The sequence below is a fragment of the Erwinia sp. 2186 genome (genome assembly GCF_057812255.1).
Map to the genome: position 1 here is coordinate 57,529 of NZ_CM173824.1, position 20,582 is coordinate 78,110.

Annotated in this window: 19 protein-coding genes; 10 read left to right on the top strand and 9 right to left on the bottom strand. The window is 59.3% G+C overall.

Annotated features, from left to right (window positions below; all coding sequences use genetic code 11):
* Positions 1–2: 2 nt before the first annotated feature.
* The 5 genes from ACXKZG_RS00260 to ACXKZG_RS00280 are packed head-to-tail and all read right to left on the bottom strand — an operon-like array spanning position 3 to position 5,275.
* Positions 3–944 (bottom strand): ABC transporter permease, encoded by a 942-nt coding sequence (locus tag ACXKZG_RS00260; RefSeq protein ID WP_013204517.1) that lies wholly within the window; start codon positions 942–944, stop codon positions 3–5.
* Between the two features lie 14 nt (positions 945–958).
* The gene (locus ACXKZG_RS00265) at positions 959–2,473 is read right to left on the bottom strand and encodes an ABC transporter substrate-binding protein (RefSeq protein ID WP_471720788.1); all 1,515 of its coding nucleotides are present in this window, start codon (positions 2,471–2,473) and stop codon (positions 959–961) included.
* Positions 2,470–3,558, bottom strand: coding sequence for an ABC transporter ATP-binding protein (locus ACXKZG_RS00270; protein WP_013204515.1), 1,089 nt, complete (start codon positions 3,556–3,558; stop codon positions 2,470–2,472). Before ACXKZG_RS00270 ends, ACXKZG_RS00265 begins: the two co-directional genes overlap by 4 nt.
* Positions 3,555–4,559, bottom strand: a complete 1,005-nt coding sequence (locus tag ACXKZG_RS00275; protein WP_013204514.1) for an ABC transporter ATP-binding protein — start codon at positions 4,557–4,559, stop codon at positions 3,555–3,557. Before ACXKZG_RS00275 ends, ACXKZG_RS00270 begins: the two co-directional genes overlap by 4 nt.
* Positions 4,556–5,275, bottom strand: a complete 720-nt coding sequence (locus ACXKZG_RS00280) for a FadR/GntR family transcriptional regulator (protein WP_013204513.1) — start codon at positions 5,273–5,275, stop codon at positions 4,556–4,558. The genes ACXKZG_RS00275 and ACXKZG_RS00280 overlap by 4 nt, the downstream gene beginning before the upstream one ends.
* Before the next feature lie 512 nt (positions 5,276–5,787).
* Here ACXKZG_RS00280 and ACXKZG_RS00285 point away from each other — a divergent pair.
* Complete coding sequence (locus tag ACXKZG_RS00285) at positions 5,788–6,081, top strand: HTH-type transcriptional regulator (RefSeq protein WP_013204512.1); 294 nt, start codon at positions 5,788–5,790, stop codon at positions 6,079–6,081.
* A 55-nt stretch (positions 6,082–6,136) separates the two neighbouring features.
* Here the strand turns inward: ACXKZG_RS00285 and ACXKZG_RS00290 are convergent, their stop codons facing one another.
* Positions 6,137–7,444, bottom strand: coding sequence for a type II toxin-antitoxin system HipA family toxin (locus tag ACXKZG_RS00290; protein WP_488875515.1), 1,308 nt, complete (start codon positions 7,442–7,444; stop codon positions 6,137–6,139).
* A complete protein-coding gene (locus ACXKZG_RS00295; RefSeq protein ID WP_488875516.1) occupies positions 7,444–7,626 on the bottom strand; it encodes a helix-turn-helix domain-containing protein in 183 nt (60 codons plus the stop codon). The genes ACXKZG_RS00290 and ACXKZG_RS00295 overlap by 1 nt, the downstream gene beginning before the upstream one ends.
* A 266-nt stretch (positions 7,627–7,892) precedes the next feature.
* Between ACXKZG_RS00295 and ACXKZG_RS00300 the strand changes: the two genes are divergently transcribed.
* Positions 7,893–8,945, top strand: coding sequence for an NAD(P)-dependent alcohol dehydrogenase (locus ACXKZG_RS00300; protein WP_134823082.1), 1,053 nt, complete (start codon positions 7,893–7,895; stop codon positions 8,943–8,945).
* 102 nt (positions 8,946–9,047) lie between these two features.
* Here the strand turns inward: ACXKZG_RS00300 and glyS are convergent, their stop codons facing one another.
* Both glyS and glyQ read right to left on the bottom strand, forming a co-directional pair.
* Complete coding sequence (glyS, locus tag ACXKZG_RS00305; protein ID WP_013204508.1) at positions 9,048–11,117, bottom strand: glycine--tRNA ligase subunit beta; 2,070 nt, start codon at positions 11,115–11,117, stop codon at positions 9,048–9,050.
* 9 nt (positions 11,118–11,126) lie between these two features.
* Complete coding sequence (gene glyQ / locus ACXKZG_RS00310; RefSeq protein ID WP_013204507.1) at positions 11,127–12,041, bottom strand: glycine--tRNA ligase subunit alpha; 915 nt, start codon at positions 12,039–12,041, stop codon at positions 11,127–11,129.
* Between the two features lie 393 nt (positions 12,042–12,434).
* On the opposite strand from glyQ, the gene ACXKZG_RS00315 reads away from it, so the two are divergent.
* The 8 genes from ACXKZG_RS00315 (at position 12,435) to ACXKZG_RS00350 (ending at position 20,581) form a co-directional block, all read left to right on the top strand.
* The gene (locus tag ACXKZG_RS00315; protein ID WP_346568328.1) at positions 12,435–12,827 is read left to right on the top strand and encodes a Rid family detoxifying hydrolase; all 393 of its coding nucleotides are present in this window, start codon (positions 12,435–12,437) and stop codon (positions 12,825–12,827) included.
* Between the two features lie 16 nt (positions 12,828–12,843).
* A complete protein-coding gene (locus ACXKZG_RS00320) occupies positions 12,844–13,821 on the top strand; it encodes an NAD(P)-dependent oxidoreductase (protein ID WP_013204504.1) in 978 nt (325 codons plus the stop codon).
* Between the two features lie 91 nt (positions 13,822–13,912).
* A complete protein-coding gene (locus ACXKZG_RS00325) occupies positions 13,913–14,797 on the top strand; it encodes a transporter substrate-binding domain-containing protein (RefSeq protein ID WP_488875517.1) in 885 nt (294 codons plus the stop codon).
* A gap of 87 nt (positions 14,798–14,884) precedes the next feature.
* A complete protein-coding gene (locus ACXKZG_RS00330) occupies positions 14,885–16,408 on the top strand; it encodes an amino acid ABC transporter permease/ATP-binding protein (RefSeq protein WP_488875518.1) in 1,524 nt (507 codons plus the stop codon).
* Positions 16,401–17,465 (top strand): alpha-hydroxy acid oxidase, encoded by a 1,065-nt coding sequence (locus ACXKZG_RS00335; RefSeq protein ID WP_488875519.1) that lies wholly within the window; start codon positions 16,401–16,403, stop codon positions 17,463–17,465. The genes ACXKZG_RS00330 and ACXKZG_RS00335 overlap by 8 nt, the downstream gene beginning before the upstream one ends.
* Complete coding sequence (locus ACXKZG_RS00340) at positions 17,465–18,403, top strand: ABC transporter substrate-binding protein (RefSeq protein ID WP_488875520.1); 939 nt, start codon at positions 17,465–17,467, stop codon at positions 18,401–18,403. Before ACXKZG_RS00335 ends, ACXKZG_RS00340 begins: the two co-directional genes overlap by 1 nt.
* Positions 18,404–18,416: 13 nt before the next feature.
* Positions 18,417–19,793, top strand: coding sequence for a dihydroorotase (locus ACXKZG_RS00345; RefSeq protein ID WP_488875521.1), 1,377 nt, complete (start codon positions 18,417–18,419; stop codon positions 19,791–19,793).
* A gap of 14 nt (positions 19,794–19,807) precedes the next feature.
* The gene (locus ACXKZG_RS00350; protein WP_206404556.1) at positions 19,808–20,581 is read left to right on the top strand and encodes a GntR family transcriptional regulator; all 774 of its coding nucleotides are present in this window, start codon (positions 19,808–19,810) and stop codon (positions 20,579–20,581) included.
* Position 20,582: the final 1 nt, after the last annotated feature.

Sequence of the window (20,582 nt, forward strand, 5' to 3'; positions counted from 1 at the left end):
CGTCAGCCTCGCATTTTCGGGTTAATCAGCACGTAGAGCACGTCCGCCAGCAGGTTGAGCAGCAGAAAGCCTATCGCCACCACCAGCACCACGCCCTGAACCACGGCGTAATCCCGGTTGAACACCGCATCAACGATCATTTTGCCGAAGCCCGGCAGGGTGAATACCTGCTCGGTCAGCACCGCGCCGCCCAGCAGTTCGCCAAACAGCAGGGTGGTCAGGGTGATCACCGGCACCAGCGCATTGCGGAAGGCGTGCTTGAGGATCACTTTGTTGGGCAGCAGGCCTTTCGCTCGCGCAGTGCGGATATAATCCGCCTTCAGCACCGCAATCATCGAGGCGCGGGTGTGGCGCATCAGCGTCGCCGCCAGCCCGGTGCCCAGCACCAGCGCCGGCAGCAGCAGGGTTTTCAGGTTCTGCGACAGGCTCTCGCTGAGCGAGACATACCCCGAGGCGGGCAGCCACTGAAGATGCACCGAAAACAGCAAAATCAGCAGGATGCCCAGCCAGAAGTGCGGCACCGAGATGCCCGAAAGCGCGACAAAGTTGGTGGTGTGATCAACCCAGCTGTTTTTGCGCACCGCGGCAATAATCCCCATGCTGATGCCGACCACCAGCGCCACAATCATCGCCAGCAGCGACAGCTCCAGCGTCACCGGCAGCTTGCTGGCAATCAGTGCGGTGACCGGCTCCTGGGTACGTAACGAGGTGCCGAGATCACCGCGCAGCGCATTGCCCAGCCAGTAGAGGTACTGCGTGGGCAGCGGATCGTTCAGGTGATACTGCTCGCGCAGTTGGGCAATCACCGCCGGATCGCGCTCTTCGCCCGCCATCGCCAGCACCGGGTCGCCCGGCAGCAGTTTCTGCAACGAGAACACCATAATGCTCACCAGGAACAGCGTCGGGATCGCCAGCAGCAGGCGTTTACAGATCAATTCCAGCATTGTCGCTCTCCGGCTTACGGGGCCATCTTCACGCCAGCCAGGCGTACCAGCCCGTCCGGCCAGGCCTTAAAGCCCTGCAGTTTCTTGTTCATGCCAAAAATGCGCGGCTCAAAGTAGAGATAGGCAATCGGCACATCGGTTTGCAGCTGCTTCACCACCTTGTCATACAACGCCTGGCGGGTGGCCTGGTCGTTGGTCTGGCGGGCTTCGGTCAGCCAGCTGTCCACCTGCGGATTGCTGTAACGACCGTCGTTCAGGGTGCCTTTGCTGTTGATAAACGAGAAGATGCTGCCGTCCGGATCGGGACGACCCGACCAGCCAGACAGGCTGAGCTGATAGTCCCCACGCTGCTGACGATCCAGCAGGGAAGCGAACTCGCTCATTTGCAGATTGACGTTAAAGCCCGCTTCGCTAACCATCGCCTGGATCACCTGACCGACCTGCTGAGAGGTTGGGTTATTGGTAACCAGCAGCGTAACGTTAACCGGCGTTTTCACGCCTGCGGCGGCCAGCAGGGCCTTGGCTTTTTCCACATCGCGCGGGGCGATGGGCAGTTTGACGTGATACGGACTGACCGGGGAAAACGCCTGATTGGCCGGGGTATATACGCCTTCAAACGCCACCTGATTCAGCGCATCGCGATCGATAGCCAGTGAGAAGGCTTCCCGCACGCGGGCATCTTTGGCGAACGGGTTGGCCGGATCGACCTTGCCGTTGGCGATGTTAAAAGTAATGCCCTGATAGCCGAGGCCGGTGGTTTTGGCGAGGGCCAGCTTGCTGTCGGCTTCAACGGTCTTCACATCGCTGGCGGCGATGCCTTCGGTCAGATCGAGGTCGCCAGAGCGCAGGTTAGCCAGGCGCACCGAGGCATCCGGGATCGGCAGGAACACCACCTTATCGAAGTGGTAAGCGGCTTTATTCCAGTAATTTTCAAAACGCTTCAGCACGATACGGTCCTGCTGCACGCGGCTGACAAACTGATACGGGCCGGAACAGACCGGATGGGTGGCGAAGTCCGGTTTGGCGGCGGCTTTCGGGGCCAGCATCGCGCCGGCGCGGTCGGTCAGCTGGCTGAGCAGGGCGGCATCGGCGGTTTTCAGGTGGAAAATCACCTGGGACGGCGACGCCACTTCTACCGACTCAATCGAAGAGATTTCGCTCTTACGCAGCGATCCCGGCAGCGTCAGCGCGCGGTCGATATTGAATTTCACCGCGTCTGCATCAAACGTCTCGCCGTCCTGGAACGTCACGCCCTGACGCAGATTCATGGTCAGCGTTTTGCCGTCTTCGCTCCATTTCCAGTCGGTCGCCAGGCCTGGCACCACCTTCAGATTTTCATCGACGTCCACCAGACGGTCGCACATCGCCGCAAAGACAAAACGGCCGTAGTAGGTGCGGGCCAGATGCGGATCGAGCATATCCGGATCGGCGCCCAGGCCAATGCGCAGGGTGCTTTCTGCCTGAGCCTGCAGGCTGCCCAGCAGCATCAGGCCGCCAAAAGCGGTTAACAACGTGTGGCGTACTTTCATCGCGTCACTTCTCCAGAGGGGATTGAATGGTGTTTAACCGCTTGTTCAAACAGCGCACGACGCCGTAAAAAGGCGGAAGAAGGTGGAGCAATCGTGATTACGCTGCGGTCGCGGTTGATCTCCTGCCAGCGATGGCAGGCGATCTGGCGGCCGCCCGGTAAAACCTGGTGAATCGGCTCAACCAGCCGACATTCGTCGCTAACGTGCGGGCAACGGGTGTGAAAACGGCAGCCGGAGGGCGGATCGGCCGGATTTGGGAGATCGCCCTGCAACATCGGGATCGGGCGACTGACGCCCGGCTGAAGCTGCGGTGCGGAGGCGATCAGCGCCTGGGTATAGGGATGCAGCGGCGCATCAAAAATCTCGTCCACCGTTGCCAGCTCCACAATCTGCCCGAGGTACATCACCGCCACGCGGTCGCTCATATGGCGGATCACCGCCAGGCCGTGCGCCACGATAATCATCGTCAGGCCGAACTGCTGCTTCAGGTTCTCCAGCAGATTGACCACCTGCGCCTGCACCGACACGTCCAGCGCGGAAACCGGCTCATCGCCCAGCAGCAGTTTGGGACCGGAAGCCAGCGCGCGGGCGATGCCGATACGCTGACGCTGGCCGCCGGAGAATTCGTGTGGATAGCGGCGGGACCAGGCCGCCGGCAGGCCGACCGTTTGCAGCAGATCGGCCACTTTTTCCTGACGTTGGCTGCTGGAGAGCGATTCATGCAGCCACAGCGGCTCGCCGACAATACTTTCGACGTTCATGCGCGGATTGAGCGAGGCAAACGGGTCCTGGAAGATAATCTGCAGCTCGCGGCGCAGCTGATTCAGGCGCGCGCCGCTGGCCTGGGTAATGTCTTCGCCCTGATAAAACACCTTGCCCTGGGTCGGTGACAGCAGGCGCAGCAGCAGCCGGCCCAGCGTGGACTTGCCAGAGCCGGACTCGCCCACCACTGCCAGCGTCTCGCCTGGCATCACCTTTAGCGAAATACGATCGACGGCGGTGACCTGCGGATTGCGCTTAAACAGGCGGGATGGACCGGCAAAGGTTTTGCTCAGGTCGCTGCATTCCAGAATCGGCGTACTCATGCAATTTCTCCCAGCGTAATGTGCTGTTCCAGCGGCGCACGGAAGCAGGCCACCTGATGACGGGGACCGAAGGCTTTCAGGCTGGGTTTATGCTGATGGCAGCGGGTTTCGGCAAAGGGACAGCGGGTGGCAAAGCGGCAGCCGGCCGGCATCTGTTCAGGCAGCGGCACGGTGCCCGGAATGGTCGCCAGCGCGGCACTGCGCGCGCCGAGGCTGGGGATCGAGCCCATCAGCCCGATGGTGTACGGATGCTGCGGATCGTTGAAAATTTCCTCCACGTCGCCGGTTTCCACCACCTGCCCGGCGTACATCACCGCCACGCGCTGCGCCACTTCCGCCACCACGCCGAGGTCGTGGGTGATCATCAGGACCGCGGTGCCGGTGTCGGCTTTCAGCGTGTTCAGCAGCGCGAGGATTTGCGCCTGAATGGTCACATCCAGCGCGGTGGTTGGTTCATCGGCAATCAGCAGCTTCGGGTGGTTAATCAGCGCCATGGCGATCATCACGCGCTGGCGCATGCCGCCGGAAAGCTGATGAGGCCAGGCTTTCAGCCGCATTTCCGGCGCGGGGATCTGCACCTTTTCCAGGATCTGTAACGCCACCTTCATCGCCTCACGCCGGTTGACGTTGCGGTGGCGCATCACCGCTTCACTCAGCTGATCGCCCAGGGTGAACGCCGGGTTCAGCGAGGTCATCGGCTCCTGAAAAATCATCGCGAGCTGGTTGCCGCGAATGTCGGCGTACTCTCGCGGGCTTAGGGTCAGCAGGTTCTGCTCGAGGAAGGACAGGCTGCCGTGCTTCACTTGGGCGCTGGCGGGTAACAGCCCCATTAACGCCAGCGAGGTGATGCTTTTGCCGCAGCCGGATTCGCCGACCAGCGCCAGGGTTTCACCGGCATGGACCTCAAGCGAAATATTGTCCAGCACGCTGACCGGCGAGCCGGTGAACTGCACGTTGAGCTGGGAGACGGCCAGTACCGGGGAAGGTTGTTCAGGGCTCATGGTTGCTCCTCGTCGCCGCTGCTGATGGCTTCAATCAGCGCCTGTTGCAGGGCCAGCAGGTGCTCGCGCATCGCCGCTGCCGCTTCACGCGGCTGACGGGCGGCAATGTGCTGCACCAGGCGTTGATGATGGTCGTCATAGTTGTTGAGGCGATCCTGAGTGCGGGCCAGCTCGCGCAGATGCTGCCAGCTGGGCTCGCGGCGCACCGCATCAATGGCATCAAACAGGCCGAGCATCAGCCGGTTCCCCGCCGCTTCCGCGATGGCGCGGTGAAAGGCGCTGTCCCACAGTTCATGCTGATCGCCGTCGCCGAGCGTGATGCTCTGCATTCTTTCCAGCAGGCGTTTCAGCAGCGCAATCTGTTCATGGGTCGCCCGCAGCGCCGCCATCCGCGCCAGGCCCGGCTCCAGCTGCACGCGCGCCTCCATCACCTCCAGCAGATTGGACTGCTGCGGCAGATCCTGAAGCACCAGCGGCTGCACCGGCGCGGCCGGGCCAACAAAGGTGCCTTTACCCTGTTTGCGCCAGATCCGGCCTTCTTCTTCCAGCACATCCAGCGCCCGGCGAATTTCCCGGCGGCCGACGACAAAGCGTTCTGCCAGCTCGCGTTCGGTGGGCAGCGGCAGGTCAGGTTGCGCCTCGTGCTGTTGCAGCAGCTGACGAAGCTTTTCCAGCGCGGAGCTGGAGTTAACGGCGGTTTCTGGCGTGTCACCCATAATTGGTTCGCTTGTTTACTCATCAGAAAAAGGGCGGTTATCGGCGCTTACCATCACAATTGGTGATAGTTTGCGCAGTCTCTCTTTCTTTAAAGTAGGCAAGAACCGAACCAATTTTTTATTGGTTCATCAATTTGTGAGCCATGTCGCGCTAATTGATTGAAATTGTGGAGATTTAAACCTTACGCAGATTTTTGTTCCGGCGGCGAAAGGCCGGGCAGAGGCAAAGCCGTTAACATTTACCGACCACTGATGCGGCCATCTGCGCTGCGATGGTGCAGCACTGTTCCGTTTCGGCGCAGTCAAAAGCAAGAGTGAAATATAGTCTAAAAATATGACGTAAATCCCAGGATTTGATCTAATACTTATGATCCTGGCGTTTCCCTGCGCTGTCTCTCTGAGCAACCTCTCTGAGCCACCCCAGCGGCTGTTGTAGCCAGCATTCTGAACCTGAGAATCAGGTTCTTTACCCTCTGGCCGTTCACATTTGTGATTTTTATGAGGAGAGAATTATGGAATTGAAAGACCCAATGGGAGAGTTGTTATCAAGCCTCGAACATATTGTCTTAACGCGTGAAGTTATCCAGGCCGCTCCCGCATTAAAGGGTGAAGTATCGATACCCGAACCAAAACGCATCAGGGAAATCACCGGCATGGAAATTGACGAATTTGCCCTGGCATTGGGCGTGAGCGTTTCATCGGTTAAGAGTTGGGAAGCCAAGCGGACGAAACCGTCGCGCAGCGCTCAAAAGTTGATGCAGTTGATACAATTTAATCCCTGTCTCAGCAGAGAACTGCTGGGGTAATCCGAAAAACCCGCCATCTGGCGGGTTTTGTGTTTCTGGGGGTTGGGTTTTGACTTTACTGCTGGAGCAGGTGTTTTCGCTGATAGCGCTGCACTGTTTTTAGCGTTCCCGCCTTGATACATTCGCCAACATGTTGATCAAAATGCCGTGGTAAATTCATCATCACTTCTTCCAGCGCAGCCGGCGTACGGGCAATGATCTCATCTATCCATCCCTGTGCACGTTCAGCATTGATACCCAGATAACGCGCATGGCTCATCCAGTGGCGTGGTAAAATATCGCACCAACGATAGTGTTTATTGCGTTTCCCCCGGACTGACATCGACATTTCTGCTTTGCGTGGTTCCAGGCCTTTACCAAACATTGGATAAGCTGACATCACGTCGTATAGCGGCGTTAACTGGTAGCCATCTGGCCGCAGAAACACGCTAAAATTCTTTGCATGACCATCAATCGCTGCCAGTAGCCAGAAGCAGAACTGCGCCCTAAAAAAGGTTTCCAGATTTTCAGCCGGACGAAGGGCATATTTAAGCAGGTCTGAAATGGATTTGGCATCGGGCCCTCCATGCTCTTCATACTTACTTTGCCCCGCTTTACCCAATGCCTGGCATAAGTCTTCCTGAGGCAAGCGGTAAATTTTATCTCCCACAACGCGGCGATCAAAACGCTCCACCATCAGTACTTTCTGTTTACCGAAGACGCCAATCTGAGAACGATTCGTTTCCATGCCCAGTGCGGCCAGGAACTTTAAGCAAAACCATTCGTTATCAACGCTGTTGCTGAGATCCAGAGGATCTCCTTTGCGTGACGAAATCTGTGGCTTAATGATGTGGGTAGTGGCTGTTTTCCCCAACGGCTTGCACCAGCTATTGTCCCACCAGGTCAGCGCGGTTTTTTCTTGGGCTCCTGCTATGGAGATACGAAATGTTTCTTTGGGCTGCATGCCAAGAACGTTGTCAGTACGGGTATTCTGGATGATGCTGGCGATTTCTGCTTCGCTCAACGTCTGTACCTGAACGTTCTCCAGTGGGGACCCGGTTTGTTCTGTCAGCAGCGTCATTGCACCTACGCAATCTTTTCCCAGGAGAGCCAACAGGTCGAACGTTTTCCGGCTGTGCGCACCAAGGCGATCGACAATCGCCTGACGGATACGGTCGTTGTCCGGCAGCAGATTATCAAACCAGGCTTCAACAACGTCGCCTTTCCAAGATTCAGCGCGTAACGGCATACTTAACGATATAGGGCGTTTTTGCTCATCCTCCAGCCACTCAGCGCTGTAGGTAAAGCTCTGTTGCCCTTTGTTGCGAGACAGAACACCCACATACTTATCGTTCATATAACACCAGAGATTTTCGGCAGCCATTACCAAATCTCCTGGTTGGATGTTTCCAGGCGTGATTCATTCAGTGGCAAGATATCCACTTTCAGATCAAGTACCGCGCAGATACGCAGCAGGGTATCCAGCTGGCAGGCACCGGTTTTTTCAACCCGTGATATGGCCGATTGTGTCGTACTACATAACGTTGCCAGTTGAGCCTGGTTCATTCCTTTCCGGCTGCGGGCAGACTTGATTACTGCACTAAAATCTATCGGACGACGAACATTCATAGAGACCTGCCAATTATTTATAGCACTTTCGCTATACTAGTCGAGATATAGCAAATTTGCTATACCGGCAAAATATATCAATTTCGCTATATTTCGAAATTATAGCACTTCTGCTATAAGTATCGGTTCATTACACTTCCGCCTTGCCCTCACCGCCGCATTTCACTACTCTACGCCGCTTTGCAAAACAAGGCGCATCCCCCATGCAGGTATATGGTCTGGCAGCAACGTCTGCGACAACTCCCCTCGAACCTTTTGAATTTCAACGCCGTGAGCTGCAGGCTGGCGATGTGCATATCGATATCCACTACTGTGGCGTGTGCCACTCTGACCTGCATATGGCGCGCAATGAGTGGGGCGTCAGCCAGTTCCCGTTAGTGCCGGGTCATGAAATCGTGGGTCGCGTGATCGGCACCGGCAAGGACGTCACCGCGTTTAAGGCCGGCGATCTGGTGGGTGTCGGCGTGATGGTCGATTCCTGCGGACATTGCTCACAGTGCCATCAGGGCGAAGAGCAGTACTGCGAAGCCGGCTTCACCGCAACCTATAACGCGGACGAGAAAACCATCGGCGGCAAAACCTTCGGTGGCTACTCCGAAAGCATCGTGGTCGACGGCAAATTTGTGGTTAACGTTCCGGAAAATCTGCCGCTGAATGCGGTTGCGCCGCTGCTGTGCGCGGGCGTCACCACCTGGTCACCGCTGAAACACTGGAACGTGCAGCCTGGCCAGCGCGTTGGCGTGATCGGTCTGGGTGGCCTGGGCCATATGGCGGTGAAACTGGCGAGCGCGCTGGGCGCGGAAGTGGTGCTGTTTACCACCTCACCCGCCAAAGGTGCCGATGCGCTGCGTCTGGGTGCCAGTAAAGTGGTGGTGTCGAAAGACGCCGCGCAGATGGCGGCCGAAGCCAACAGCCTCGATATGATTCTGGATTGCGTTGCCGCGCCGCACGATCTGGATATGTATCTGCATACGCTGAAGACCAACGGTCATCTGGTGCTGGTGGGCATTCCGGACGCGCCGCACCCGTCGCCAAACGTCACGCCGATTGTCTTTAAGCGCCTGAGCATTTCCGGCACCTCAATCGGCAGCATTCAGGAAACGCAGCAGATGCTGGATTTCTGTGGTGAGCACAACATCGTCTCCGATGTGGAAGTGATTACTCTGGATCAGGTGGAAATGGCGTTTGAGCGGATGCTGAAAGGGGATGTGAAGTACCGCTTCGTGATCGATATGAAAGCCTCTAAACGCGGCTAACGTCGGCGATATCGCGACTAAAGCGATCAAAAAGGGCGGGAATTATCCCGCCCTTTTTATAGGTACCAGCGGATGGAAACACGCCACCCGCTGATTTCATGCTTACTGCAGCAGCGAAATGTCCGCAACCTGCAGGAACAGCTCACGCAGTTTAGCCAGCAGCGTCAGGCGGTTAATCCGCACTTCACGCTCTTCGGCATTCACCATCACTTTCTCGAAGAAGTTGTCGACAGCGGTGCGCAGCTGAGCCAGCTCAATTAACGCATCCTGATAACGGCCTTCTGCAAAGTAAGGCTGCAGTTTGCTGGTCAGCGCGGAGACGTAGGTCGCCAGCTGGATCTCTTCGTTCTCTTTCAGCAGGGACGCCGACACGCTGTCATTCAGCGGCTCGGTAGCCTTGGCGAGAATGTTGGAGACGCGCTTGTTCGCCGCCGCCAGCGTGGCAGCCTCTTCCAGCGTACGGAAGTGCGACACCGCCTTCATACGGGCGTTGAAGTCTGCCGGACGGGTTGGGCGACGCGCTAGCACGGCCTGGATGGTGTCCACGCTGTGGCCTTCTTCCTGATACCAGGTGCGGAAACGACCCAGCATAAAGTCGATCACTTCGTCGACCACCTTGCCGTTGCTCAGCTTGCTGCCGTACAGACGCACGGCTTCTTCGGTCAGCGTTTGCAGATCCAGCGGCAGGTTCTTCTCGACGATAATACGCAGCACGCCCAGCGCGGCACGGCGCAGTGCGAACGGGTCTTTATCGCCTTTCGGATGTTGGCCGATGCCGAAAATACCGGCCAGCGTATCCATTTTGTCGGCGATAGCCAGCGCGCAGGCAACCGGGTTGGACGGCAGATCGTCACCGGCAAAACGCGGCTGATACTGCTCGTTCAGCGCCACCGCCACGTCTTCTGCTTCGCCATCGTGACGCGCATAGTGCATGCCCATCACGCCCTGGGTGTCGGTGAACTCGAAGACCATGTTGGTCATCAGATCACACTTGGACAGCAGGCCAGCACGGGTCGCATGGTTAACATCCGCACCGATCTGTCCGGCAATCCAGCCTGCCAGCGCCTGAATACGGTCGGTTTTGTCACGCAGCGTACCCAGCTCTTTCTGGAACAGCACGGTTTCCAGACGCGGCAGGTTATCTTCCAGACGCTTTTTACGGTCTGAGTTGAAGAAGAACTCGGCATCGGCCAGACGCGGACGCACCACCTTCTCGTTTCCGGAGATAATCTGCTGCGGATCTTTCGACACGATATTGGTGACGAAGATAAAGTTTGGCAGCAGTTTGCCCGCGGTATCGTAGACCGGGAAGTACTTCTGATCGCCCTTCATGGTGTAGACCAGCGCTTCGGCCGGCACCGCGAGGAATTTCTCTTCGAACTTCGCGGTCAGCACCACCGGCCATTCGACCAGCGAGGTGACTTCTTCCAGCAGGCTGTCGCTTAAATCTGCCACGCCGCCGATTTCGCGGGCGGCCGCTTCAGCATCGGCTTTAATCTGCGCTTTACGCACTTCATAGTCCGCCTGCACCTTGCCGCGCTCCAGCAAGATCTGCGGGTACTGGTCAGCATTATCGATGGTGAATTCAGGCTCGCCCATAAAGCGGTGACCACGGATGGTGCGGCCAGACGCCACGCCAAGAATGGTCGCCGGCAGACTTTCGTCGCCCAACAGCAGCGTCACGGTGTGAACCGGACGGACAAACTGCACGTCGGAATCGCCCCAGCGCATCAGTTTCGGGATCGGCAGTTTTGCCAGTGAGGTGCTGACCATCGCCGGCAGCAGCGACTGGGCGCTTTCGCCGGTCACCTGGGCGCGATACAGCAGCCATTCGCCTTTGTCGGTGCTCAGACGCTCGGCCTGGTCGACGGTGATGCCGCAACCCCGTGCCCAGCCTTCGGCGGCCTTGGTGGCCACGCCGTTGGCGTCAAACGCAGCGGCAATCGCCGGGCCGCGTTTTTCAACTTCACGATCGGGCTGTGCGGCGCTCAGATTGGCGACTTTCAGCGCCAGGCGGCGCGGCGCGGCATACCAGCTCACTGCGCCGTGGGTCAGGCCCGCGGTGTCCAGCTCGGCGGTGAAGTGGGCAGCAAAGGATTCAGCAAGATTACGCAGTGCCTTTGGTGGCAGCTCTTCGGTGCCGATCTCCACCAGAAAAGTTTTCTCAGTCATGGCGGCCTCTTATTTTTTCTTGTTATTGCACATCGGGAAGCCAAGCGCCTCGCGAGACGCATAGTAGGCTTCAGCCACGGCTTTGGTCAGGGTGCGAATGCGCAGAATGTAGCGCTGACGCTCGGTGACGGAAATGGCTTTACGCGCATCAAGCAGGTTGAAGGTGTGGCCCGCTTTCAGAATGCGTTCGTAGGCCGGCAGCGGCAGAGGTTTCTCCAGCGCCAGCAGGCTTTGTGCCTCTTTCTCGTACTGCTCGAAGCAGGTAAACAGGAAGTCGACGTCGGCGTATTCGAAGTTGTAGGTGGACTGCTCCACTTCGTTCTGATGGAACACGTCGCCGTACGTGGTGGTGCCCAGCGGGCCGTCGCTCCAGACCAGATCGTAAACGCTGTCCACCCCCTGGATATACATTGCCAGACGCTCCAGACCGTAGGTGATCTCACCGGTGACCGGCTTGCACTCCATGCCGCCAACCTGCTGGAAGTAGGTGAACTGCGTCACTTCCATGCCGTTCAGCCACACTTCCCAGCCCAGGCCCCATGCGCCCAGCGTTGGGTTCTCCCAGTTATCTTCCACGAAACGGATATCGTGAATGGTCGGGTCCATGCCCAACTCTTTCAGCGAGCCCAGGTACAGCTCCTGAATGTTGTCCGGTGAAGGCTTGATGATCACCTGGAACTGGTAGTAGTGCTGCAGACGGTTCGGGTTCTCGCCGTAGCGTCCATCGGTTGGACGGCGTGACGGCTGAACGTAGGCGGCCGCAATCGGCTCAGGGCCTAACGCACGCAGGCAGGTCATGGGGTGAGAGGTGCCGGCGCCGACTTCCATGTCCAGTGGTTGAACAATGGTGCAGCCCTGGCGAGCCCAGTAATCCTGTAAGGTCAGGATCAGTCCCTGAAAGGTTTTAGTATCAAACTTTTGCATGTTGGATCCGCACGCGATACGAGAGGTTATAAAAAGTGGGCGTCAGTATACCCTTTGACCGCCAGAGTGTCAGCCCGCTGTAACGGGCAATAGCCAGACAGCGCCTCAACAGCCTGGCAGATCGGCGCATTCTGCTGCTGATTACCCTGCCAGGCGCTATCATCAGAAAATCGTATACGTTCTGTCCAGCCGCTTTTTTCGCCGACGACAGAGAACGGGCGATGATGCCTAAGCAAATGATTTAACACCCCTTTAATTCGAAATCCCACGCACTTTATCGACCGCGATCACCATACCAGTGCGGCAAATCTGACCGTTTGGTGAAAATTCGCGCGTTGACTTTCGTCTAATCGTATACGAATTTGGCTGCATCAACCGCACGATGAGACGCATATGAAAAAGGCTATTTGCTACCCAGGTATGAATCCGGAAGACCGTCCGATGGGCCCTGCGCCGCTGTCGGCTGCGGTACTGCATGAACCGATGCTGTTTATTTCCGGCCAGGTGGCGATTGACCCCTACACCGCGACCATCGTCGGCAACACCATTCAGGAACAGACCCACCAGGTGCTGAAAAACGTCGGTGACCTGCTGAGCCAGGCTGACATGACCTTCGACAACGTGGTTCGCGTCACCATTTTCCTCACCGATCTGTCGCTGTTCTCGCAGCTGAATGACGTCTACGCCGAATATTTCGCCTTCCCGTACCCGGCCCGTGCCACGGTCGGCATCCAGCTCAACCACCCGGATTTACTGGTTGAGATGGAAGTGACGGCAATGCGCTGAGGCGCGGGAGAACAGCATGCATATTCACATTGAAAACGACCCGGCCGGCCCTGACGCGCTGCAACTGCCGCAGGCCGTGCTGATGCAACGTCTGGAAGCCAACCCGGCGTTGCGCGGACGCTTTACGCTGAGTGAAAACAGCGATCCGCAGCGGATCGCCGACTTTTTAACGGCGGCCGATATCGTCTGGGCCGGCCGCAAATTCCCGCTGTATCAGCATCTGTCATCCGCCTCAACGCTCGGCTGGGTGCAGGTGATGTCGGCGGGCGTGGAGAGCTGGCTGGAGAAGTGGCCAGACGCGGTGCAGCTCACCAACGCTTCCGGGGTGCATGGCGACAAAGGTGCGGAGTTTATTCTGATGTCGGCGCTGATGTTCAACTACGGCATTCCCGGCTTTCTGCAGGATCAGGCCGGTCAGCAGTGGCGTCCGACTTTCGGCGGCTGCGCGCGCGGTAAAAAAGTGCTGCTGCTTGGGCTGGGCGGCATCGGCTCAGCCGCCGCAGCGTTACTGACCCGTCAGGGCTATCAGGTAACGGGCGTGACCCGCAGCGGAGAGACCACCGCTGACGTTGCGCGCTGTATCCGCATCGCCGACGTGGATGCCGAACTGGCCGATACCGATGTGCTGGTCTCCACGCTGCCGCTGACGCCTGCCACCGACGGGCTGTTCAGCCGTCAACGCCTGGCGACATTACCGGCGCGTGCCGGGGTGATCGTCGTCGGTCGGGCCAGGGTTTTTGACTACGACGCCCTCAGCGACATGCTGACCGCCGGGCAACTGGCCGGTGCCGTACTGGATGTGTTTAACGAGGAGCCGCTGCCGCAAGGCGACGCGCTCTGGCAGTGCCCGCGGCTGATCATCACGCCGCATTGCAGTCTGGACGACCACGGCGCCTATCTCGACGGTTGCCTGACGTTGTTCGAGCAGAACCTCGAACGGTACCTGGCCAAAGAGCCGCTGATAAACCGGGTGAGTAAAGAGAACGGTTATTGATCTTACGCCAACACCAACAAACGCAGTCGAACGTGATTCATTTCTTGCAGGTCATCGCTTCCACACATACCAGCACCAGGGGAATCTTTTCATGAAATTAGCACGCATCGCTTTGTTCGTATCCGGTCTGACCGGCGCACTGGTCTCTCTCTCCGCGCAGGCTGCGGACCCGGTTACACCTTCCGCCGACGCGTTCGGTGCGATGGCGCAGTGTAAAACGCTGCAAACCAAATATCCTTCGCTGGTTGGCAAGGACGTGGTGGTGGGTCTGGGCGGCTACACCAAAGGCTTCGAAGCGCCATCTGCGGCCGATCCAACGGTGATTGAAGGTCTGGACCCGTCGCTGTTCGATCGCATCGGCGGCTGCCTGGGCTTCAAGCACACCTATCAGAACGGTTCGTTCAACGTGCTGCTGACCTCGATCTCCAGCGGCCGTGCCGATATCGGCCCGATGCTGTACGTCACCCCTGAACGTCTGAAGCAGATTGCGTTTGTGGCGTCGGTGCAGGTGCAGGACGGTTCGATCGTCGCCAAGGGCAACCCGAAGAAAATCCTCTCTGCCGATGACCTGTGCGGCAAAACCGTCGCGGCGGCGGCCGGCACTTACGAAGCCACCAAGCTGGTGCCGGAGCAGACGGCAAAATGCAAAGCGGCCGGTAAGCCGGAAGTGGGCATGCTGATGGTGCAAAACACCGATAACAGCATTCAGGCGATCAAAAGCGGCCGTGCGGATATCTACCTGACCGAAGCGGGCTCCGCGCGTGAAATTGCCAAGGCCGACCCAGGCTTCGACACCGCCTTCACCGTCGACCTGCCAATCATGGTCGGTTTCCCAATCGCCAAAGACAACACCGTGATGCGTCATGCGGTGCTGGATGCGATGAAAGTGATCCAGGAGAGCGGCGCGCAGAAAAAACTGCTGGATTACTGGGGGCAGGGCGCCAGCGCACAGCGTATCGCCGTCGATAAAGGGTAAGCCGTAAGGTCAGTGAACGACCGGCCCTGCGGCGAACGCTGCTGCAGGGCCGGGGTAAGGTAAGCGTCCGACAGCGGGAGAAAGCGCGTGGATGATTTTCTGAAGTATTTAACCCTGCCGTATCTGTGGCAGGGTGCCGTTATCGCGCTGGAATTGCTGGTGGGTGCGCTGGCAGGTGGGGTGATTATTGGGTTCTTTCTGGCGCTGGCCAGCACCTCCCGCCACTGGATTATCCGTTTTCCTGTGCAGGTCTATATCTATATTCTGCGTGGCACGCCGGTCCTGTTACAGCTGATCCTGCTGTACAACGTATTACCGCAGTTTGGCCTGCGCTTCAGTCCTTTTCTCAGTGCCTTGCTGGCATTGATGATCAACGAAACCGCCTTCTGCGCGGAAATTATCCGTGGCGGCATTCTCGCTACCGATCGCAATCAGCGCACCGCCGCGCAGGCTTTTGGCTATTCACGGACCAAAGAGATGATCCATGTGGTTATCCCGCAGGCGCTGCGTGCCATTCTGCCAACCATGGGCAACGAAGCGGTAGGCCTGTTGAAATCCACCTCGCTGGCCTCGGTGGTCGGCGTGAACGAACTGACCATGCGTGGGCAGACCATCGTTTCACAGAACTTCCTGTTTATTCCGGTGCTGGTGGCGTCAGGCGGCATCTATATGATCCTCTCCTCGCTGCTGGCCGGCGGCCAGTGGTGGCTTGAGCGTCACTACAACCTTGAAGACCGCGCCCGCCGCGCCCGTCTGCGGCTGGAGAGATTGCCGATGCCGGTGGAGGCCGAAGGGGTCGCGCTGCCGAAACAGCGCTGGGACACCAACAAAGCCGCCACGGTGCTGGAAATCGACAACCTTTGCGTGGAGTACGGCAGCAAGCCGGTGCTGAAGGATCTGTCGCTGCATATTCGCCGTGGCGAAGTGGTGGTGCTGCTGGGCCGCTCCGGTTCCGGTAAAAGTACGCTGCTGAAATCGATTCTGGCGCTGACGCCACGCTCCAGCGGCAAAATTGCCACCGAAGGCCACATCATGGGCTACGACGAAAGCGGCCGCGCGCTGCCGGAACGCCTGCTGCCGATGAACCGCGCCCGTTCCGGCATCGGCATTGTCTTCCAGCATTTTGCCCTGTTTGACCATCTGACCGCGCTGGATAACGCCATGAGCATTCCGCTGCGGGTGCAGGGCGTGCAGGAAGAGCTGGCGCGCGCGAAAGGCTTACGTGCGCTGCGGGCGGTGGGTCTGGGTGATTTCGTTGCCAACCTGCCGCACGAACTGTCCGGTGGCCAGCAGCAGCGCGTTGGCATCGCCCGCGCACTCGCCGCCGAGCCGCGTATTCTGCTGTTTGATGAGCCGACCTCGGCACTGGATCCGGAGCTGGTGCGTGAAGTTAACCAGACCATCCGTAATCTGGCACAAACCGGCATCACCATGATTATCAGTACCCATGACGTGGCCTTCGCCGCCAGCGTGGCGGATCGCGTGGTGTTCCTGCAGGGCGGCCAGCTGATTGAGCAGGGCCCGCCATCGATTCTGAAACAGCCGGAAACCGACGCGTTTGCCACCTTCCTGAAACACGAACAGGACCATCAGGAGAGTCACCATGCCTGAGTCAGCCAACGGGCTGCCCTTCCAGCTGGAGAGCCGCCAGCGTCTGGGCGAGCCGCTGTACCGCTATATGATGGGCCAGCCGGCGGATGCGCTGCTGGACGCTTGCGACGTCAACAGTCAGGACCTGCAACGCTATCGCCTGCTGCCCCGCGTGATGCGCGCCAACACAGGCATTAACACCCAGGTTGAATTTGCCGGACAGCGTTGGGCGGCACCGCTTGGCGTCGGCGCGTTTGCCGGTGACGCGATTTTCCATCCCGAAGGGCTGCTGCCAATTGCCCGCGCCTGCAAGCGTCTGAAGCTGCCGCTGGCCATCTCTGAGGAGACGGTCACGCCGCTGAAGGAGATTTGTGCGGTGTATGACGGCTGCTGGCTGCAGCTACGCGCGGCGGGCGATCTCTCCCGCATTGCAGGTTTGATCGCCCATGCCGCCGAATGCGGCGCAAAGGGCATTATTCTGACGGTGCTGGCGCCGGTTCATCCGGTTGCCGGCCTGCAGCCCGGCGGATTTTCGATTGGTGAGGCGCTGCGGCAGCGCGGCATGAAAACCATCGGTTCCACCGGGCCTGGCGTGCAGGCGTTACCGGCTTTCCCGTGCTGGGGCTGGGACGAACTGCGCCAGGCGTGCGAAATGGCGGCCAGGCATCAGCTGCCGCTGCTGGTAAAAGGCATTCTGCATCCTGACGATGCGGTTGCGGCGCAGAACGTCGGCTGTCAGGGCATCATTGCCTCCAATATCGGCCTGCGCCAGAGTTCGCGCTGGGCCACGCCGGTGCAACAGCTGGCCGCATTGCGTCAGCAGTATCACGGCGATCTGGTACTGGATGGCGGCGTGCGCAGCGGCACCGATGCGGTGGTCGCCGCCTGCCTGGGCGCGTCATTATCGCTGGTGGTCCGTCCGGTGATAAGCGCGCTGGTGGCCGGTGGCGAAGAGGCGGTATTTGGCCTGCTGTCGGGCTGGGTGAATGAAATCACCGCCCTCAGCCACTGGTGCGGCGTCAGCGAAATCCGCGAGCTGAACCCGTCGTTTCTTACCTCTGCCGGAGAACCCGTCTGATGACGATGCTTTTAACGCTTAACCAGGGCGACCGCAGCGAATCCCGCATTTATTACTGCGCGCAGTATCTGGCCGACAGCCTCGGCCTGTTTGCGAAGCACGGCCTTCGCGTCAACTTCACCACCGCAGAATCCGGCGGTCACACCGTGCAGGGTGGCCAGGTACCGGCGGTGATTGCGGGCGAGGCCGATCTGACCATTGGCGGCCCGATGGTGATGATGAAAAATCATCAGGAAAACGGCCCGGAACTGCTGTGCTTTGCTGCTGCGGTGTCTGCCAACCCGTGGTTCCTCGCGGCCGGCACTGCGGACGGCGGGTTTAGCCTGCAAAGCCTGCGCGGCAAGCGGGTGATTGATGTCGGCAACGTCGGCACGGCGACCCTGAGCTTCACCTGGCTGCTGCGTCAGCACCAGCTTGAAAACGAGGTTGAGCTGATTGCCGGCAGCGGCGACGAAGCGGCCGATATGGCTGCCGTCAGCCGTGGCGAAGCCGATTACGCCTTGCATTCGATGCACGCGCTGGCACCTTATATTGCGCGTGGCGAGCTGCACAGCATCGCCAGCCTGGCACCGCTGTGCGGCGATATTCCGTGGAGTGCCTATATTGCGCGGCGTGACGTGCTGGCCGCCAAACATGCGGCGTTCCTCGCCTTTACGGCGGCGATGAACGCCGCGCAGCAGTGGTTGCAGCAGCACAGCGCGCAGGCGCTGGCAGCGCAGATTCAGCCCTGGTATGCCGATTACCCTGAAGCGGCGCTGGTCACCGGACTGGATGCCTATCTGCAGGCGAAGGTCTTTGCGGCGTCTCCGCTGATGATGCAGGACGATTTCGACCGCTTTGCGCGGCTGCTGACCGACGCCGGCTGGCTGAGCCCGGCAATCCCGGTTCCTTTTGCCGCGCTGGTGGACGTGTCCCTCGCCGCCAGCGTGAAACCTTAACAGGAGAAACGGCATGAAGACGTTGATTATTAATGGCCTGGTGGTACTGGAAAGCGGCGAAGTGCAGGCCGATCTGCTGATCGACCAGGGCAAAATCGCCGGGATCCTCGCGCGCGGCACCACGCTGCCGCAGGCCGACGAGATTATTGATGCCGCCGGGCTGGTGATCCTGCCGGGCGCGATTGATGTGCACACCCATTTCACCGGTTCGCACGACTTCCCCGAGCAGGAACTGCGGGAAGGGACGCGCGGTGCCGCCGCGCACGGCGTGACCACCATTGTCGAAATGCCGCACTCGCTGCCGCCGGCGACCACAACCAAAAACTTCATTTCCAAACGCGAGATGCTGGCCCGTAGCTGCTCGGTGGATTTCGCCATGTGGGCCGGGCTGGACGGCAACAACGTCAGCCAGCTGGCGGAGCTGGATGCGCTCGGTGCCGTGGCCTTTAAGGCCTTTCTGTGCAGCGGCGCGGTGAACGGTGAGGCGACCGATGAGAAGGGGCTGCCGCGTCTGAACGACGACGGCCTGCTGCGCGCGATGCGCGAACTGAAAACCTTTGATGGCCTGATTGGCGTCCATGCCGAGAACCACGACATTCTGATCGGCGCAGGCAGCGAACTGCGCCAGGCCGGACGCAAAGATACCCGCGCCCACGCGCTGGCCGGTCCGGAAATCGCCGAGATTGAAGCGGTTGGACGCGTGTTGCAGATTGCCAAAGCCACCGGCGCACGGGCACATATCGTCCACGTCAGTTCGGCCAAAGCCGCGCAGCTGATTGCCGATTCCCGCCCGGCCGTCCGCGCGACCTTCGAAACCTGCCCGCACTACCTGATGCTGGATGAAGAAGATCTGGTGCGCATCGGTCCCAACGCCCGCTGCGGGCCGCCCATCCGCCCGCGTCCGGTGGTGGATGCGCTGTGGCAGGTGCTGCAAAGTGGCGAAATTGACGTGCTGGCGTCCGATCACTGTCCGTATACCCCGGAACAGAAGCAGGCCGGTCTGGAAACCATCTGGGATGCCGGCATGGGCCTGACCGGCGTGGAAACGCTGGGCCCGATGTTCTTTAGTGAAGGACACCTCAAACGCGGCGTGTCGTTGCAGGATATCGCGCGCATGACCGCCACTGGCCCGGCAAAAGCCTTCCATCTTTATCCACAGAAGGGCGCTATCGCGCTGGGCTTTGACGCTGACCTGGCCTTTTACGATCCGGCTTCCAGCTGGACGGTGGAAGGGGCGAACTTCCAGGGCCTCGGCAAGTGGAGCGCCTTTGAAGGCATGACCTGCCAGGGCAAGGTGGTCCGCACGATAATCCGTGGCGTGACGGTCTTCAGCGAGGGCGAAATGCAGGTGGAACCCGGTTTCGGCCAGTTCCAGACCCGTACCCATTAATTCAGGACAGTGCTATGGCCGCAAAATCCGCGACCCCCGCGCGTAAAACGGGAAAACAGGTTAACGCGCCTTTGCTCGACGAAGAGAATATTGACGACAGCTGGGCACCCGCCAGGCCACGTACCTTAGTGGATCACGCGGTGGATGCCATTCTTTCGGCCGCCTCGCGGGGATTATTACTGCCGGGCGACCGGGTGTCCGAGCCGGACCTGGTGACCCGCCTGGGTATGAGCCGGGTGCCGATCCGCGAGGCGCTGCGCATTCTGGAAAGCCAGGGGATTGTCTCCAGCGAGCCGTATAAAGGCATCCGCCTGATGGAGATTTCGCATCAGCGGCTGGAGCAGATTATCGACGTGCGCATTCCGCTGGAAACGCTGGCCTGCCGCCGGGCGATTGAAGCGGGGCGCAACGGCCCCCGCGAGATCCGCATTCTTAATCAGAGCGTGGAAGAGCTGGTACTGATGCAGCAGCGCGAGGACGTGTACGGTTTTGCCTCCGCCGATACCGCTTTTCACCGCACGCTGTGCAGCTTTGCAATGAACCCGGTGCTGAGCAATCTGTGGGAGTCCATCGCCCGCCAGCTGACGGTGATATTCGGCCTCTCGACCATGGGCAAATCGATGGCGGCGATTATCGAGGAGCATCAGCGTCTGGTGGATGTGTTTGCCGAAGGCGATATCCGCAAAATGGCGGACGAAATTGAACAACATATCCGCGTGCAGTCGCTGGACGTGGATTACGAAAAAATAATCGCGGAACGCCGCAAATTGCTTTCTCAGGCAGAGTAAC

What these genes read in the sequence shown, in the direction of transcription:
- ACXKZG_RS00260 (WP_013204517.1), bottom strand. Translation starts at nt 944, where the DNA reads ATGCTGGAATTGATCTGTAAACGCCTGCTGCTGGCGATCCCGACGCTG.
- ACXKZG_RS00265 (WP_471720788.1), bottom strand. Translation starts at nt 2,473, where the DNA reads ATGAAAGTACGCCACACGTTGTTAACCGCTTTTGGCGGCCTGATGCTG.
- ACXKZG_RS00270 (WP_013204515.1), bottom strand. Translation starts at nt 3,558, where the DNA reads ATGAGTACGCCGATTCTGGAATGCAGCGACCTGAGCAAAACCTTTGCC.
- ACXKZG_RS00275 (WP_013204514.1), bottom strand. Translation starts at nt 4,559, where the DNA reads ATGAGCCCTGAACAACCTTCCCCGGTACTGGCCGTCTCCCAGCTCAAC.
- ACXKZG_RS00280 (WP_013204513.1), bottom strand. Translation starts at nt 5,275, where the DNA reads ATGGGTGACACGCCAGAAACCGCCGTTAACTCCAGCTCCGCGCTGGAA.
- ACXKZG_RS00285 (WP_013204512.1), top strand. Translation starts at nt 5,788, where the DNA reads ATGGAATTGAAAGACCCAATGGGAGAGTTGTTATCAAGCCTCGAACAT.
- ACXKZG_RS00290 (WP_488875515.1), bottom strand. Translation starts at nt 7,444, where the DNA reads ATGGCTGCCGAAAATCTCTGGTGTTATATGAACGATAAGTATGTGGGT.
- ACXKZG_RS00295 (WP_488875516.1), bottom strand. Translation starts at nt 7,626, where the DNA reads ATGAACCAGGCTCAACTGGCAACGTTATGTAGTACGACACAATCGGCC.
- ACXKZG_RS00300 (WP_134823082.1), top strand. Translation starts at nt 7,893, where the DNA reads ATGCAGGTATATGGTCTGGCAGCAACGTCTGCGACAACTCCCCTCGAA.
- glyS (WP_013204508.1), bottom strand. Translation starts at nt 11,117, where the DNA reads ATGACTGAGAAAACTTTTCTGGTGGAGATCGGCACCGAAGAGCTGCCA.
- glyQ (WP_013204507.1), bottom strand. Translation starts at nt 12,041, where the DNA reads ATGCAAAAGTTTGATACTAAAACCTTTCAGGGACTGATCCTGACCTTA.
- ACXKZG_RS00315 (WP_346568328.1), top strand. Translation starts at nt 12,435, where the DNA reads ATGAAAAAGGCTATTTGCTACCCAGGTATGAATCCGGAAGACCGTCCG.
- ACXKZG_RS00320 (WP_013204504.1), top strand. Translation starts at nt 12,844, where the DNA reads ATGCATATTCACATTGAAAACGACCCGGCCGGCCCTGACGCGCTGCAA.
- ACXKZG_RS00325 (WP_488875517.1), top strand. Translation starts at nt 13,913, where the DNA reads ATGAAATTAGCACGCATCGCTTTGTTCGTATCCGGTCTGACCGGCGCA.
- ACXKZG_RS00335 (WP_488875519.1), top strand. Translation starts at nt 16,401, where the DNA reads ATGCCTGAGTCAGCCAACGGGCTGCCCTTCCAGCTGGAGAGCCGCCAG.
- ACXKZG_RS00340 (WP_488875520.1), top strand. Translation starts at nt 17,465, where the DNA reads ATGACGATGCTTTTAACGCTTAACCAGGGCGACCGCAGCGAATCCCGC.
- ACXKZG_RS00345 (WP_488875521.1), top strand. Translation starts at nt 18,417, where the DNA reads ATGAAGACGTTGATTATTAATGGCCTGGTGGTACTGGAAAGCGGCGAA.
- ACXKZG_RS00350 (WP_206404556.1), top strand. Translation starts at nt 19,808, where the DNA reads ATGGCCGCAAAATCCGCGACCCCCGCGCGTAAAACGGGAAAACAGGTT.